The following is an 18,166-nucleotide window of genomic DNA, read 5'->3' as shown; positions in this document are numbered from 1 at the left end:
CTAAACTCAAAATTTAGCCTCCGGCGACGTTGGAAAAATCACCGGAGGCCATTTTCAATAATCATTCGGCAACAATAGAATACTATTGAACCTTATAATTCCCCTTAATGTCGATCAGGGTTTCCAAAGCACTGTCTTTATCACCATCTTGGGCATTGGGTTGGGTTCCACCAACACTAAACATCACCTTACCTTCCGGAACATACAAACCATTTTCGGGGTGATAGACTGCAAGTTGTTCCGGTTTAAGTGTAAATGAAACGGTTTTTGTTTCACCGGCTTTCAGCGAAATTCTTTCAAATCCCTGCAGGCTTCTGAGTGCAGTATTTTCTACTCCGGGGTGAGAAACATAAAGTTGTACCACCTCGTCGCCGTCCCGTTTTCCGGCATTGGTAACCTCCACACTAATCGTCATCTCTTTCCCTGCTTCAACAACATCGGGTACCACCAGATTGGAATAGTTAAAGGTGGTATAACTTAGCCCAAATCCAAAGGGATAGAGAGGTTCTCCTTTAAAATATTGATAAGTACGTCCATTCATGCTATAATCATCGAAGGGGGGCAGCTGCTCAACCGATTTATAGAAGGTCACCGGCAAACGACCTGCAGGATTATAGTCTCCAAACAGCACATCGGCAATGGCAGTTCCGCCAGCCTGTCCGGGATACCAAGCTTCGAGAATGGCCGGCACATGTTCAGCTTCCCAGTTTATGGCCAGTGCACTTCCATTGAGCAACACCAGGACCACCGGTTTTCCTAAAGCCATAACAGATTTCACCAGTTCGGTCTGAACCTTTGGCAGCTTAATATCTACTCTGTCACCACCGGCAAATCCGGGAACTTTAACCGGCATTTCTTCACCCTCCAGGTTAGGACTCAGCCCCATGAACATCAGAACCACGTCCGAAGCCTTAGCCAGTTGAAGCGCTTCTTGTTTCAGATTTTGACCGGGTCTATCCCACAAAAGCTTCATAACAGGATACTCAGAATTGTCCTGTTTATATTCTATGAGCACTTTGTATTTTTTTCCTTTTTCAAGATTAATGGTTTCATAGAGCGCCCTTGGATGGTGAATATCATTCCATGTGGCCATCACTTCATCGTCGAGCATTACTTTATAAGAAGAAAACCCTTCGCCACCAATGGCATATTGACCGGACACGGGAGGCACCAACCAACCGGACCATCGAACCGAAAACTTATCGTATTGCATTCCATCGAAAGGCGGTGTTGTCCACCAGGTGAAATTCACACTTTCATCGACACGAACATGCGACGGATCACCTTGCATCTGGGTGTTATCAAAGTATTCGCCTTTCAAACCATTTTGGGAAAGAGCTTCGTCCACAAAAAGATATTCGGATGGGATGGGCGTTAAATAAGGAAATCCTTCGGCATGACTGCAACCCAAGGCATATTGAACATTTGCCTCCGGAAGTTTTTGACGAATTCCCTTTAATGGGGTAACCGGATTGGAAGGATAACCATTATAATTGGCCAGCAAGACATCTAAGTTATCTGCATTGGGACCAATTACTGCCACATTTTTAATATTCTTATCCAGCGGAAGGATATTATTATCATTTTTAAGCAACACCATTGATTTTCGGGCTGCCTCCAAAGCCAGTTCCTGATGTTCTTTACTGTCGACAACAGAATAAGGGATATTGGTAAAAGGCACCATTTCGGGGGGATCGAACATCCCGAGCCTCATTCGGGCTTCCATGAGTCGTTTTACCAACACATCGATCTCTTCTTCACTAACCAGTCCTTGCTTAACGGCATCCACCAGAGCGGGATAGGAATCTCCGCAATTCAGATCGGTACCGGCTTTTACGGCCATGGCAGCAGCTTCTTCGACGGTGGGCACCACTTCATGATGTCCTTCTTTATAGAAGTCGGCTACGGCCCAACAATCGGAGACAATATATCCTTTGAATCCCCACTCATTTCTTAATAGGTTTTCAACAGGTTTACTACCACAGCATGGCAATCCGTTGTAGCGATTATAGGCACACATAACGGAATAGACGCCTGCTTCCTGAATGGTTTTTTTGAAGTGGGGGGTATAGGTCAAGAGGGAGTCTCGCTCAGATGTTTTAGCATCGAAATGATGCCGATCCGGTTCGGGTCCACTGTGAACTAAAAAGTGCTTGGAAGTGGCAACCAGTTTAAGGTATTTGTCATCATCGCCCTGCAATCCGCGAATATAATTCACGGCGAGTTCACCGGTCAGATAGGGGTCTTCGCCATAAGTTTCCATTCCCCGTCCCCATCTGGGATCACGAAAGATGTTAATGTTGGGGGTCCAGAAAGTGAGCCCCTGATAAATCCCACGTTTTCCCCGATTGGCAAAATCGTGATGTTTGGCTCTGGCTTCATCCGACACGGCATTGGCGATTCGTAACATCTCATCGTCGTCCCACATGGCAGCCATTCCAATTGCCTGGGGGAAAACGGTTGCCAAGCCGGCACGACCAACACCGTGCAGACATTCATTCCACCAGTTGTATTCGGGAATTCCCAGTCGATCGATGGCCGCAGCAGAATGCTGCATTTGCGACACTTTTTCTTCCAGGGTCATTCGACTTACCAGGTCTTCCGCCCTCTCTTCGAAGGACAAATCGGTATCCAGATATTTTTCTTTCTTTTGTTCACAGCCCGCAAACATGACAAGGGCCATCCACAAAGAAACGAGCAGCGTGAACCGACGCCTCAAGTTCGACTGTTTTGTTTGGTTTTTTTGATGCATGGTAATGAATTATATTAGTTATTGTTTAAAAATTGCCATCCTTAAATCGCCATTAAAGAATCTCTAACAATTTATAGTATGCAGGTTTAGGCTCTAATGAAGGATCAAAGATCAGCGGTGCCACTCTTTTTCCTTCAGAGAATCCGGGGATCCAAGAAAGTCCATCGTGTAACCCCCAGATGATAAAAGCAGTGGAATTGGTTTTATCCAAAATCAACTGAAGCAATTGGCCATAAGATTTTGCTTGTTCTTCCAGTGCCTGATCGGAAAAACTATCGGCAGGGATTCCGATATCCAGCTCGGTAATATTAGCCAGCAGTCCTAACTCCCCAATTCTGTTGAGGTTCTGTTCGATAGCATCCAGATCGATTTGATTAATGGTAAAATGCGATTGAAGTCCGATGGCATGGATGGGAATATTCCTCTTTAATAAGTTTTGTGCCATTTCGTAAACAGCGTTCGACTTTTCACCCATTCCTTCGGCATCATAGTCGTTATAATAGAGGATGGCCTCCGGATCGGCCCGATGCGCATAAACAAAAGCAGAGTCGATGAATTCGGGTCCGATAACCTTATACCACACCGATCGGCGAAAATTGTCCGGTTCATTAATGTCAATGGCTTCATTCACCACATCCCATTCCTTAACTTTCCCTTTATACCTAGAAACCACGGTAGTGATATGCTTCTCCATAATTTTCAACAATTCCTCTCTGGTAAATGTCGTATCATTCATCCAGTAAGGTATTTGCTGATGCCAGACCAGGCAATGCCCGCGAACTTTCATATTATTGGCCTGTGCAAAATCGACCAACTGATCGGCCATTTCAAAATGAAAAACCCCTTGTTCCGGCTGAATATAAACCGGTTTCATTATATTTTCGGCCACCAAAGTATTGGCATTCTTTTTTAATAATTCGATATAGGGATCATCGGCCGACATATTGAAGAAGCTGGTATGTACGGCAAATCCCAGATCAAGATCATTTCTGTCGGCGGCTTTTCTTAAATTTTGTGGGGGGGTATTACAAGCCGCAAAATAAAAACTAATTAAAGCGAATAAGCCAATTTTTACTTTCATATGTTTATCGTTTTAAAATAATTTCTCACTATTGATTTATCTTTCTGGTCAACTATTAGGTTTTTTACTAATTTTCCTTTCAATAATAATTGCTTCGACCAAAAGCATTAAACCGTTCATCACGAATATACACTTTTTCGAATACAACAATCTAAATTTTAACTTATTGCTCAACCATCAAATTAAACAATTATCTTCACCCTATTATCCTACGCCCCATTCAACATCTACTGTTCACCAGTATATAATTAAGATAGTTCATTGGTCTGATGCAACTTGCCTGACCATCCGTTTATACCTGTTCTTGTTGTGACAACTCTACGTTGCCATACTCATTTTCATTGGGTTTTAATAATAATATCTCCACCTTTTAGTTCGGGCGATTTTGCAGAAACATTAATCACTCCGGATGTTCCGTTCTTCGACTGAATAATTGCCAGAGCCAATCCATTAAAAGCATTCCGGTTGGTGGCAGAAAATAGGTTCATGTCAGTCGGATTTCCATTATCCGTAGCGACAATGCTTCCCGGTCCATCGATGCTAAAATGAATCAAATGATTACTCCCAGGAACCACTAGTCCATTTTCATCAACAATTTCTGCAGTGATAAAAGAGAGATCATATCCATCAGCTTTAATCAATGATCGATCGGCCGACAATTTAATTTTGTAAGCCTTCCCTGTTGTTTTGATCCCTTTTTGCGCCCATATTTTTCCATTTTTATAGGCTACCGCTTTCAATTCTCCATGCTGATAAACCACATTATCCCAACGCAAACGGTATTCAAACTCTTTCTTTTTTTTGCGTCCCAGCGACTTTCCATTGAGAAAGAGTTCCACCTCATCGCCGGAAGTAAAAACATGTATCGGCGTTATTTTTCCTATCCGTTCCGGCCAATTCCAATGGGGCAGGATATGTACCATCGGGAAGTCCGGTCTCCAATGTGCTTGATATAGAAAGAATCGGTCTTTTTTAAAGCCTGCCAAATCGACGATACCGGTATATGAGCTGCGAGACAAATAGTAAGGTGTAGGTTCGCCCAGATAGTCGAATCCGTTCCATACAAACTCACCGGCCACAAAGGGATGTTTTTCAATGGTTCTGAAAACCTTATCGGCAGAGGATCCGAAGTCGACGGCATACAGTTCATAGGAACTGACCTGCCGTATATTTGGATCTCCCCCCATTCCATCTCTGACCGGCGAGCTCAATTTGTCGGCAACGGGGAAGAGGTAAACACCCCTGCTACTCATGGCAGAAGCCGTTTCGCTGCCAAGGATCAGTTTGTCGGGAAATTGGTCATGAAAAATCTGATAGGACGGCGGAGTCTGGATACGGTCAGTACCTTTAAACATGGGATCCTGTCTGATTCCTTCTCCCTGATAGTTCAGTGAGATAACATCCAAAACGGCCGGGAAAGGCATATTGGGTCGGGCATAATTCATGGAAGCGGTTGTCAGTCGAGTGGGATCTTCATCCTTTACAATAGCAGCCAGCTTTTTTGCCAGAGTAGCCCCGGCATCACCGGTATATTGTTCTCCCACTTCATTGCCAAAACTCCACAGAAAAACAGAAGGACAGTTTTTATCTCTGCGCACCATGGCCCTGAGATCCTGTTCGTGCCATTCCGGGAAAATAAGATGAAAATCGTGAGGCGTTTTCTTTCTCTCCCAACAATCGAACACCTCATCTACCACGAGAAATCCCATTCTATCAGTAAGTTCTAACAACTCGGGAGCAGGTGGGTTATGGGCCATCCGGATGGCATTACACCCCATTTCCCGAAGGATCTCCAGCTGACGTTCGGCAGCCCGCTTATTAAAGGCAGCTCCCAGAGCTCCAAGGTCGTGATGTTGATTCACCCCTTTGATGGGAATATGCTCCCCATTAACAATCAGTCCCCGATTAGGGTCAACCTCAACACGTCGAATCCCAAAACGGGTTTCATAACAGTCGATTTTCCGGTTATTATGGAAAATCTCCGTCACCGCCAAGTATAAATTGGGCTCTTGCGAAGGCGGTGGTCCCCAAAGCGCGGGGTTGGGAATGTCAATAACATCTTCTACCCTAACGATTGAATTGGATAATACTGACGCTTTTAAAGGCCCGGAAACGGCTATCTGTTTATTGGCCTCATGACCCCCTTCCTCAAACGGAAATATTTTGGTAATCACTTCAATGTTGGCCTTTTTGGTTCCTTTATTTTCAACATCAATTCTAGCCTTTACGCGAGCAGATGCGTCATTCACATTTTGGGTGGATATAAAAGTTCCCCAATGTGCCACATGAACAGGATTCACCACTGAGAGCCAAACATTTCGATAAATCCCTGCCCCCGGATACCATCTCGCGGAGTGATTGGGATTATCTATTCGAATGGCCAGTTGATTGACTTCTCCAATAAGAAGGTAGGGGGTAAGATCCAATCTCCAGGAATTGTATCCGTAGGGCCAGCCCCCCACCAGATTTCCGTTAAGCCAAACCATGGCATAGGCCATCGCCCCATCCACATCCAAATAAACCGTTTTCCCGTCCCAATTGGAAGGAACAAATAATTTTTTCCGATACCAGGCGACTCCGTTCACCGGCAATCGCCCCATGCCGCCCCCAACTTCAGATTCCCATCCCTCCTGAAAAGGACCAGCAATGGCCCAGTCGTGAGGCAAATGAACCTGTTTCCAGGAAGTGTCATCAAAATCAGTTTGAACAAAGGGAAAATCACCGCCCGGGTTGCCTTCGGGACGAACAAAGTGTTTTGAAGAGTCTTTAATAAAAGCATTTCCGGAAGGAAGGATCCATGGTTTCAGGATCTCCTTCCGGGCTTCTACAGCATCAGCGACTGTAGGTTTGGCATCAGCGACACGAAGTTCTTCAACCTTGTCTAATTCAGGTAGAACATCATAAATTAAATCGTCAGGTATTTCCCCCTTGCCATATTTGTAAAACCGCCAATCCTTATTGATGGAAATTCTTTCCCTGACCGTCTCTTCGTTCTCATTAAATGAGCACCCCATAAAAACAACTAATCCGGATAGCATGATAAAGCATCCGGTAACTTTTATGGCATATTTAAAAAACGATGATAAACCCATAAATATTAAAACATTAAAAAGCATATTGGCTGTTCCATTCCGAACAGCCAGTATGCTTCCATTATCAGAGATTAATTATAGCCAGGATTTTGGTAAGCATCTTTTTCCTCTTCTGACATCTCTAAGCCATCAATTTGACTTTGAGGAATAGGACGCAGGTAATGATGGTCCTGAATATTTCTGGTAACCATCTGAGGATCTTCTCCTTGTTTTTCCAATTCAGAGGGACCAATCTCATAAGTAGCCGCAATTTGATCCCATGTTTGGGTTCTAACCAAGTCATACCACCTGTACCCTTCTCCATAGTATTCTCTGGATCTTTCCTCCAGAATGTATTCAATAGTAATATCATTAGGGGTAGCCGCCACCATTTGAGCGCTATTATCTACTTCTTTAAGAACATTACCATTGTTATTCCAACGCCATTTACCGGCTCTTCCACGAATCACATTGATCAACTCTCTGGCATTTTTACCGGCTTGTGTGGTAGCCCCTTTAACCGCAGCTTCTGCAGCAATAAAATAGAACTCTGAAAACTTGGCAATATTGAATGGACGAGTACTTCCGGCATTGGGTTGTCCCAGACCGCCATTGTTATCGGTTCTGTAAACGCCCAGTTTCCATAATCCGGGATATCTCAACCGACTAATTCCTCGTGGCGAGATGACAAAATCAGCTCTTCCAGGCAAAACACCGGCTCCAATATTACTTTTGTATACAACATTAGAATAGTCAATAGAGGTTGCGGGTTCTTCATCCAGAAAAGTTAAAATGGGTTCACCGGGATAAACCATCATATTATTTGCATTATAAACAAATTCGGCATCACTGCCCCCTTTGGGCCAATTTCCGCGATAAACAGTGGTAAAGGTACCATCATACCGGGAGTCGTTTGTCTTGTCGGCAAAAGTATTTTCTATCACACCAATGGTAGGACACATCCGCGTCCAGGGTCGACCTAATGCCTGAGAAGCCTCTCGTTGAACAGAACTGATCTGATCATTCCAACCCGGATCTTGCCCACTTCTAATATTGGTATAATTCCAAGTCATCATCCAAACGGCAAAATTATCGGGTGCACTTCCGGTACCGTAGGTCAAACTACCCCCATTATAGTATTCACTTTCTTCTGTATGGTCGGCATACAAAAGGATTTCATTATTACGATCGTTTTGAGCCAGATTGACATCATAAAAGGTTTCCTGAAGACCGTAGGGTCCCGGATTTCCGATCCCCTCAACGGCAATATCGTACGCCTTTTGGAAATACCATTGTGCATCATGACCATCAGGATCAACCCTATCGGCTACCGGATAAGTAGGAATGTTATTTGGATTTTCGAGCCACCAACCATAGGTAAGATAAGCCTTGGAAAGGAATAGCCGAGCCACGGTTTTGGTCACGCCACCTGTAACTCTTGGTTCTTCTGGCAAGTCGGTAATGGCATCGAGCAGATCTGGGAAAATGGCTCTGGTATAGACTTCAGGAACCGTATTTCGCACGGAGCTACGCGAAGGAGAAGTATTAAACGCCAGTTCACCGGCGCCCAAATCCAGGGGAACACCGCCAAAAGTCTGAACCAACAAAAAATAATCGAAAGCTCTAAAAAATTTTGCCTCGGCAATAAGTGAAGGCGGAATAGATTCAACTTCCTCTGCGTTTTCGATGATACCATTGGCCGTATTGATATTAGGGAATGCAGCGGACCATAAGACATCAGCCCGGCTACTGCTGGGGGTTAAAGATCCGGCCCCCGAAAGGTCCATATCTTTAAAATTGGCATCAGCACTTTGGGCATAAGTTACCTCGTCGGTTCCGGTCAAGCAAGCATTGTAATAATAGGCCTGGCCATAGATATAGCGGAGATGAGCATAAAGGGAAGTGATTCCGCCCTCAACACCTTTTTCAGTTTTAAAATAGCCAGGTTCATAGATGCTTCGGGGTTGTTCATCTAAAACATCCGAACATCCAACGAGCAACAACATCATTGAGATGATTCCGAGAATACTTTTAATATATCTGTTTTTCATTGTTCTTTACTTTTAAAAGGTCAAGTTAACACCAAACAAGAAATTCCGTGTAGAAGGAGTATTGGTCCCAATCGTCAGCAAGCGTCTTTGATAAGTATCAGAAACTGCAATATTTTCATCCCCATAAGAGTTTGTTTCCGGATCCATTCCTGACTCATCATGATAAGGAGAAAACAGTACGAAAGGATTTTGAACAGAGAAATAAACCCTACATCTTTGAATCCCCACATTATTCAACCAATCATTTCCATCGAAATTATACCCCAAAGTAAGGGTTCTAATTTTCAGGTAAGAGGCATCAAAATACCCTAGGGTACTTCCATATTTGGGGTTATCGCTACTGGTAATTCCGCCGGGTTTGGGATATCTGGCATTGGTATTCTCAGGGGTCCAGTAATCCACATCCACATTTCCTCTTCTTCCACTCAGCATATTGAGGTATCCTGACGCGGAGTAAAGAGTACTAATCAGGATTCCACCATGTTGGAAAGCCCCTACAGCCGTAAAATCAAAATTTTTATAGGCTACTCTGGTATTAAATCCACCTTGGAAATCGGGATCAACCTCCAATATTTGCCGGTCGTCCGGTCCTATTTGCCGAACAGGAGTTCCGTCTTCATTGTATTCACCGGTATACTTCACTTTAATCATTCCCACGTTTCCGCCGGGTTCCAGAATATCGAGATAGGGATCCTCTTCCTGCCAAAGGCCTACTCTCTCATAATCATAAATTACATTAATAGGATGTCCCTCAAACCACCAGTTACTTTCATCTCTTTTCTGTCCTGAAGCCAGAGCCACCAATTCATTTTTGTTGGAATATAAATTGATCCCGGCCTCCCAAGTCCAACCATTCAGGTCATCAATAATGACTCCATTGAGAGAAAGCTCAAAGCCTTTATTTTGTGTTTCACCAATATTGGCAATATAGCTTGAAACACCAGAAGTATTCGGCAAATTGACTTCCAGCAAAATATCCTTGGTGTTCTGAATATAATATTCAAAGCTACCCGAAAGTCGACGGTCCAGCAATGAAAAATCCAATCCATAGTTCCATGTTTCGGAATATTCCCATCCCAGTTCGTCATTTGGTAATTCAGAAACATAAAAACCGGTTGCAAAGTCGCTGCCAAAGTTATAAGGTCTGGTATTTAATAATCCCAAAGTTTTATAGGGAGCAACCGCCTGATTGGAAGTTTGCCCATATCCGACTCTGAGTTTCAAATTATTAATAATGTCAACATCCTGCATAAACGCCTCTTCTGAGATATTCCATCCGGCAGAGACAGCGGGGTAGGTATGCCATTTATGGCCTTCCGCCAATCTGGAAGAACCATCGGACCGTACCGTAGCCATCAACATATAACGATCATCAAAAGAATACATTACTCTCCCCATCCATGACATAAGACCACTCACCTCATAATCCTGCTCTTCCGGATCGATGGTAATTTCTCCATCTGCCCTTCCCAAATTGTAGTACTGAAAATGATCGGCCGGAATATCTTTTGCGGAAACGTAAGATTTGTTATACCTGGTTTCTTCGGCCGAATAAAGTGCCACAACATTGAGTCGGTGTTTGTCGGCAAAGGTTCGGTCGTAAGTCACTAAGTTTTCAATTGCCCAGTTAGTCGTCAGCGAATTGGCAATAGTTGCAGTAGAAGGGGTTGTTGCATTGGAAGAAAATACGCCTTCGCCAGTATAGCTACCCTCATTTTTTGTACGGAAGTTCAAACCAATATTGGCCCTATACTTTAGCCCTTCCACTCCGGGAATTTTCACCTCCCCAAATAAGGTATTGTAAGAACCAAAGACTTTATCCCTATCAATCCAACTGTCGCCCAAACGATTGACGGTTTCTTCGGTATAAACCCATTGTTCATCCAAAGGCATCTGAATAGTTCTTTTCAAGGAGCCATCCTCATTATAGGGGTCTGCCAGCGGTGAAGCACTTAAAACACCATACAGTCCTAAATTATTACCATTAGAAATAGAATAATTATTATTAGAAGTAAACCCAAAACGAAGATATTCGCCAATTTCCTGGTCTAATGTTCCTCTAAAAGAAAAGCGTTCGTAGTCTTGTCCAGGAATTACGGCTTCATCTTTGTAATAAGCCACCCCAAAATTATAACTACTCTTTTCTCCCCCCCCGGCAATGCTCAAATCATGACTGGTTACAACCGCTGAAGAATAAAATAAATCCTGCCAGTTGGTATTGACATCATTGGATTCATCCAGAGTATTTGTAAACTGTCCGGCAGCTTCGCGAAGTTTCACAAAGTCGGGTCCATCCATCATTGGATATTCTGCAAACAGACTTTTCACACCATAATATCCATTGTAGGAAACTTTTGCGGTCTGTCCTTTATTTCCTTTTTTGGAAGTGATCAGAATGACGCCGTTTGCGCCACGTGACCCATAAATTGCGGTAGATGAAGCGTCCTTCAAAATATCGATACTCTGAATAGAGTTGGGGTTAATATCACTAATGGAACCTGCGAAAGGAATACCATCCAGAACAATCAAAGGATCATTACTGGCATTTAAAGAACGCGTACCGCGAATTCGAATCTGCATTTCAGAACCGGGCTTGGTAGAAGTCCTACTCATTTGGACACCGGGCAACCGACCTTGTAACGCTTCTGTAACATTGGAAGAAGCCACCTCATTGAGCGTCTCACCCTTAATGGATGCCACCGACCCGGTAACCGCTTCTTTTCTTTGCGTACCATAACCAACTACGACGACCTCTTCAAGAGACAGAAGGTCTTCCTGCATTACCACATCGATGGAAGTTCTATTGTCCACCGCCACAACGACTGGTTCAAAACCAATAAAGTTAAAAACCAAAGTCGCATCTGACGCAACTTCAATAGAATATTGACCTTCTACATTGGTAATGGTTCCGGTTGTGGTGCCTTGAACCACAATGTTGACACCCGGCAAAGGACCACCGTTGGTGTCAGTAACTGTTCCTGTGACCCTTATCTCCTGAGACATGGCCACAAAAGATACCGATAAGAAAAAGGTCAATGCAAAGCAAAAACCTTTTTTCAAAACATCATGAATTTTTCTCATCTGAATTAATTTTGTTGATAAACAAATAGACCTGTTATTAATAAAATGTATTGTGCTTTATAGAAAAAGGGTCTCGAACGAAACCACTATTGAATACAATTTTTATCCATTAAAATTTTATTCATATCATGTATTGAATGGGACTCGCATGACTCTGTTTTAATCATCCAGATTAGTTACCATCTAGCCCCGCCGCACCTCATGTCATTCTGTGCTGTCATGCATAAAAAATTAAGATTTAATAATAAAAGAATTTCCTTTTCACCATGTTTTAACAATTAATAAGTTTAAAGTGGAATTGACATACCACGAAATTAAAAACAATCGCCACTGCAGGAGGTGGAAATATTTTGCTAAAAGGTTTACTCTTCTGGTGAAAGGTGGAAATTCCTAGCAGAATGGTAGAAATATTTTAAAAGCACTAAAAAAAGCACTTTTTTTCTAAAAAAATCAAAAAAAGGAAATAGCCGTACGCAGCCTTTCACTGTGATAAGAAGCGGCAAAAAATCCTGATCTGACCGTTTATAAAAAAAGAGGAGAGGTTTCCCTATAACTAACAAAGTGTGTTTTGATTTCAGCCATGTATATCCTTAATATACTGAGAAGGTTTTTTCCCGATTTGTTTAGAGAAACATTTACTGAAATATTTAGGATCCGAAAATCCCACCATAAAACTCACCTCGGAAACAGAAAGCTTATCCTGTCTGAATATTTGAGCAGCTTTTTTTATCCGCATTGACCGGATAAATTCCACCAATGAGAGTCCTGTCAGTGTTTTGACCTTCTTTAGAATGATAGAATGACTCATATTCATCTCGTCCACCAAAACAGACACATCAAAGTCGGGATCAGCCATTTTTTCTTCGGTTACCTCCATCAACCGGTTCAGAAACTTTTCGTCGAGCGGGGTAATAACCTCATCGGAAGGTTCGAGGAGCAACTTTCCGGAAAATTTATTTTTGAAAGCATTTCGGGAGGCGAGCAAAGCGTCAATCTGAGCATTAAGGATATCGATATTAAAAGGTTTGGTCAGATAGCTATCGGCCCCGGTTTTTAATCCCTTGATCATATCATCTTCTTTCGACTTAGCCGTAAGCATAATAACCGGAATATGACTTGTTTCAATATTCGACTTAAAATTATGGACCAGTTCGATCCCTGAAATACCGGGGAGCATAATATCACAAATGATCATATCGGGCATTACCGCCGGAATTTTTTGAAGGGCCTCATCTCCATTATGAAAAACGTTTACTTTAAACTTTTCTCCCAGTGTAGCGGACAGCCATGATGCCAACTCCACATCATCTTCCACCAGGCAGATGTTGGTCTTTCCATTCTGACTTTCCATTTTCAATGCCCCCACCTTTTCATCAGAAAGATTATCCTGTTTTCTCAAAGGCAACATCTCCGAGTCAACCATTTTGGGGCCAGAAGGATTTAACGCAACACTTGTGTCATCGTTATATTCAGATTCTATATGAATGGGCAAAAATATTTCGAAACAACATCCTCTCTCCTCGCAATTAAAAACATGCACCTGTCCATTATGCAATTCCACAAATTCTTTAACAATGGAGAGTCCGATTCCCGACCCACCATGATGCCCATGACCTTTCTGCCCTACCTGCCTAAACCGATCAAAAACATGCGGCAACCACTCTTTGGGAATGCCAGGACCTGTATCACAAACTCTGATAACGACATTGCGATCATTTTTAATTTTCTCAGCGGAGACATTTTCAAATTGGAGCACGACCTTTCCTCCTTGCGGAGTAAATTTCAGGGCATTTGATAATAAATTGTAGATAGATGTAGAAATCATTTTTTCATCTGCCACCATATAGATATCTTCCTTTGCTTCCAAAGTCATTTTAATACCTTTTTGGGTCGCCAAAGTCTTAAAAGCTTCCAGTATTTCTTTTCCCAGTTCGTTTAAGTTAAATTTCACCGGTATAAGTTTGGCATGTCCGGCATCCAACTTTCTGAATTCCAACAACTGATCTACCATTTTCAACAACCGTTTCACATTGCGAAACATGATCATTAATGAGTCATAAAGATCGGACGATACATCTTTTCGCTTAATGGCTTCCTGCAAAGGGCCATAGATCAGCGTCAGAGGGGTTCGGATTTCATGAGAGATATTAGTAAAAAATTTCATTTTGGCTTCGCTTATCTCTCTATCCTTTTTGTTTTCGATGCTCTCAATAATCAGGTTATTTTTTTCCTTAACTCCAATCAATGAGTACTTACGAAAAGCCACCAGGAGGACAACCAATAAGAGGAAATAGAAAAAATATGCCATCGAAGTGCGCCACACGGGAGGATTGACGGTCAGAGGAATGGATGCGACCGTCTCGGCCCAGTCACCAACAAAATTGGTGGCTTTCACTTCAAAAACATAATCTCCTTCATGCAAATTAGTGTATGTAGCCCTCCTGTTTGCACTGGATGTCTCCTGCCAGGAGTCATTGAAGCCCTTTAAGCGATAAGCATAATGGTGCTTCTCAGGATTCGAAAAATGAAGCGCTGAAAATTCGAATGTAACCTCGTTATTTTTATGGGCTAAAACCAGGTGATCGGAGTAGCTAATAAACTTATCCAGGATAACCTTTCCATTAACCGTATCGCCGGGAAAAACGGGTTGATTCTTCACTCTGATTCCGGTGATTTGCACTTTAGGAGAAATGGGATTAAACCGAAGACTATCGGGATGAAAGTAGGCAATCCCGTTTACTCCGCCAAAATACATCACTCCCGTAGATTGATCCTTAAAAGAAGCATTAATATGAAATTCCCCGGACGGCAGGCCATCATTAACCCCATAATTAATAAAGCTCTTTTTCCCGGGAATAAACTTGGAAATACCTTTATTGGTTCCAAGCCAGAGGTTGCCATGGTCGTCTTCTTCAATAAAAAGAACCAATCCACCAGCCAAGCCATCTCTTTCCGAATAAGATTCAAATAAAAGTGTTCCCTGAAGGGCTGCCTGGTCAAGAGAAGTGTTCTCCTTGTGAATAACCTTATTCAATCCGCTACCGGTAGCCACCCAAATATTTCCCGCACTGTCTTCGTAAATGTCATAAATGTCATTATAGCTCAAGCTATTCAAATCACTCGGATCATTTTTGTAGCAAACAAATTCACCATTCCTTTTCACCACATTTTCGCGACGACAAACATTTATGCCACCCCCTTTGGTTCCAATCCACAACAAGTTATTGGAATCTTCCATAATGGAGAGTACTTTATCGCTACTCAGCCCGAGCGACTCTGTTGCCGAACCGTAGTATCTTTCGACACCGCCGTCTCTCAAATCCACATATCCCAAACCGTGTTCCCAAGTGCCATACCAAATTCGTCCTTCCTGATCCTCAAAAAGGGAAAAGACAAATCCAAAAACCTCAAAACTTTGCATAAAACCTTTATCATTAAAGACAGAAAGGCTGTTGGTCGCAGAACCAATCCAAAGATTATTATGACGATCCACCAAAAGAGACATCACTTCATGCGAACTCTCCCATTTGTTAATTTTAACACGTGGAATATTTTTTTTTCGGATTAAATTACCCTGCTGATGCGCAAAAATGTCGATGCCTTGCCCGGCAGTTCCCACCCAAAGATGACTATCATTCCCGTCCATCGCAGTCACCAAATTATCACTCAAAGCATTGATAAGCTCTTTCCCGGGATAAATGATTTTGAAACTGTTTAAAAACAAATCGGCATAGGCCAAACCTTTGCTTTCAGTTCCAACCCACAACACACCAGTTCGATCAATCATTAGAGAATTAATCAGGTTATCCGGAATAAAAAATGAGACATTCTGTTGATCACTATAGTGAGCCACAACTTTATCGTTGGAAATACAAACCAAACCAGCACCTCGTGTTCCTGCCCAAACATTATTTTCGTGATCGATAACAATATCTTCGACCCAATCAACAGGAATCCTCTTATTGGCTGATGCAGTTGTATTAAACGGAACGACCTGAATATATCCATGGGTATGATCCCAATTCAAAATTTTTAACAATCCGTCATAAGACCCAGCCCAAATATTACCATCAGCATCTTGTTTCAATGATGTAATCACAGAAACATCTTTAGTTTCTTCAGAGAGAGAAAAAAAGCTCCCCTTCCGAATATCATAAAAAAACAGTCCTTCCTTACACCCAACCAATAGAAGTCCCTTTTTCAGTTCAAGCACTGTATTAATGGGGATATTGTTTCTGTCGGGATCCATCACATTTCCCCGACTATCGTAGTACAAAGCCTTTTTGGAAACATTAATCACCTTATCGCGAGTGCCTTTTGCTCCGGCCGTAAAAAGCAGAAGCCCTTCAGAAGTTCCGGCCCATAAATGATTCAGGCTATCCAACACCACACACTGTACCAGATCATCATAAGTAAGATTATTAAACCTCGTGATATGTCCGGTAGCCAATTCCAATCGATTCACGCCTCCACTGCGGGTTCCAATCCATAAGAACTTTTCCCTTTCACTTTCCAAACAAGTAATTTCATTATTGGAAAGACTATTGGTATCATTCTGATTATATTTATAGGTGATAAATTCATATCCATCAAAGCGGTTCAAACCATCTTTGGTTCCGATCCAAACGAACCCCAGATGATCTTGCAGCATGCAATATACTGAAGCCTGCGATAGTCCTTCATTCCCCGGAACACTACGAAAGGAATTTCCCAAATAAGAAGATGCATTCAGGCCGTTTGGGGTAAAAATTAAGAAAACCGGCAAGACCAATCGAAGAAAAGATTTCCACACTCCCATATTTCTAATTATTCGGATTAACAACAAATCACCGGATTATGAATAGGAACCTATTCTGTTTTGGCGCAAGGATTGTTTAAAGAGACAATTCCCGCTTCATTTTCAATGAATAAAGCTCCCTCTCGGCAGCAGAATTATCCAAAAGTCCTATGTGAAGAACGATATTTACAAAGATAGTAATCAAATTTAAAAAAATATTTAATCCATGCAATCGATTGCATAATTCTAAAAAAAAGATCTAACTTAGCCCGCCAAAACATGGGAAAATGTCGAAAAAAGGAGTCACCATATATGATATCGCCCAGTCATTAAATGTATCCCCACCAACGGTTAGCCGTGCATTGAAAGATCACCCGTCGATCAGCCAACAAACGCGACAGATGATAAAAGAGAAAGCCATGGAGCTGGGCTATCAAACCAATGCATTGGCCAGCAGCTTGAGGACCCAAAAGAGTTACACGCTAGGTGTAATTGTCCCCAGATTAAACAGTAAATTTATGTCATCGGTCCTGGCCGGGATGGAGAAATCTGCAGTAGACGCCGGTTACCATCTCATTATTATGCAATCATTCGAGACAGAAGAAAAAGAAAAAGAAAATGTCAGGCTGTTGTTTAATCATCGTGTTGACGGCCTAATGGTATCGACCACTTCATCGTCTGACGCCCCCGAATACTTTGCTCCTTTTTTCGAAAAAAACATTCCGGTTGTATTTTTTGACAGAGCACCAAAAAAACAGAAGACATACCATTGTGTCACCATCGATAACCAAGAAGCAGGATATTTAATCACCAAACATCTATTGGAGAATAATAGCAGAAGGATCTTGCATATTACTGGAAATAAAAACCTACAAGTTTACCAACACCGTCTGGAAGGATATAAAAAAGCCCTGAAAGAAAAAAATATAACCTACGACCGTTCATTGATATGGGAAACATCTCTGGACATCCCTGACGGACAACGAGCAGCACAAAAGATCCTAAAAATGAAACCTCTTCCGGATGCGGTATTTGTAGCCAACGACAGTTGTGCTATAACAATTATGCACTATTTACAAAAGAATGGCATTCGCATACCAGAAATGATACAAATTACAGGCTTTAACAATGACCCTTTCTCAGCGTTTTTCAAACCCTCCCTGACAACCATTGATTACCCGGGAGAAAAAATGGGCGAGGCCACAGTAAACTTCATGCTTCAATTAATCAATTCCAAACCAATTATATCTGTTCCCCGACATCTTTCACTGGATTTTAAATTTCTTATCAGGGGATCCACACATAATTCACATGACTGAATAAAATGGCTTCTTCCATTCCGATACTGTCTAA

At 42.3% G+C, this 18,166-nt stretch carries 7 protein-coding genes; 1 reads left to right on the top strand and 6 read right to left on the bottom strand.

Annotation, left to right across the window (positions count from 1 at the left end):
* Positions 1-82: 82 nt before the first annotated feature.
* From ACT29H_RS09935 to ACT29H_RS09910, 6 genes are all read right to left on the bottom strand, one after another.
* Positions 83-2,752, bottom strand: a complete 2,670-nt coding sequence (locus ACT29H_RS09935) for a glycoside hydrolase family 3 C-terminal domain-containing protein (protein WP_444821473.1) — start codon at positions 2,750-2,752, stop codon at positions 83-85.
* A 52-nt stretch (positions 2,753-2,804) separates the two neighbouring features.
* Entirely contained in the window at positions 2,805-3,833 is a 1,029-nt protein-coding gene (locus ACT29H_RS09930; protein ID WP_444821472.1) for an endo-1,4-beta-xylanase, read from the bottom strand.
* Between the two features lie 338 nt (positions 3,834-4,171).
* Positions 4,172-6,925, bottom strand: a complete 2,754-nt coding sequence (galB, locus tag ACT29H_RS09925; RefSeq protein ID WP_444821471.1) for a beta-galactosidase GalB — start codon at positions 6,923-6,925, stop codon at positions 4,172-4,174.
* A 71-nt stretch (positions 6,926-6,996) separates the two neighbouring features.
* Entirely contained in the window at positions 6,997-8,955 is a 1,959-nt protein-coding gene (locus ACT29H_RS09920; protein ID WP_444821470.1) for a RagB/SusD family nutrient uptake outer membrane protein, read from the bottom strand.
* A gap of 12 nt (positions 8,956-8,967) precedes the next feature.
* Positions 8,968-12,036, bottom strand: a complete 3,069-nt coding sequence (locus ACT29H_RS09915) for a SusC/RagA family TonB-linked outer membrane protein (protein WP_444821469.1) — start codon at positions 12,034-12,036, stop codon at positions 8,968-8,970.
* 574 nt (positions 12,037-12,610) lie between these two features.
* Complete coding sequence (locus ACT29H_RS09910) at positions 12,611-16,834, bottom strand: hybrid sensor histidine kinase/response regulator transcription factor (protein WP_444821468.1); 4,224 nt, start codon at positions 16,832-16,834, stop codon at positions 12,611-12,613.
* A gap of 266 nt (positions 16,835-17,100) precedes the next feature.
* Here ACT29H_RS09910 and ACT29H_RS09905 point away from each other — a divergent pair, with 266 nt between their 5' ends.
* A complete protein-coding gene (locus ACT29H_RS09905; RefSeq protein ID WP_444821467.1) occupies positions 17,101-18,132 on the top strand; it encodes a LacI family DNA-binding transcriptional regulator in 1,032 nt (343 codons plus the stop codon).
* Positions 18,133-18,166: the final 34 nt, after the last annotated feature.

It is taken from the genome of Thermophagus sp. OGC60D27, assembly GCF_052400625.1.
GTDB lineage: Bacteria > Bacteroidota > Bacteroidia > Bacteroidales > Marinilabiliaceae > Thermophagus.
Note: the sequence above shows the minus strand (reverse complement) of the source record. Positions and strands in the feature narration are given on the sequence as shown.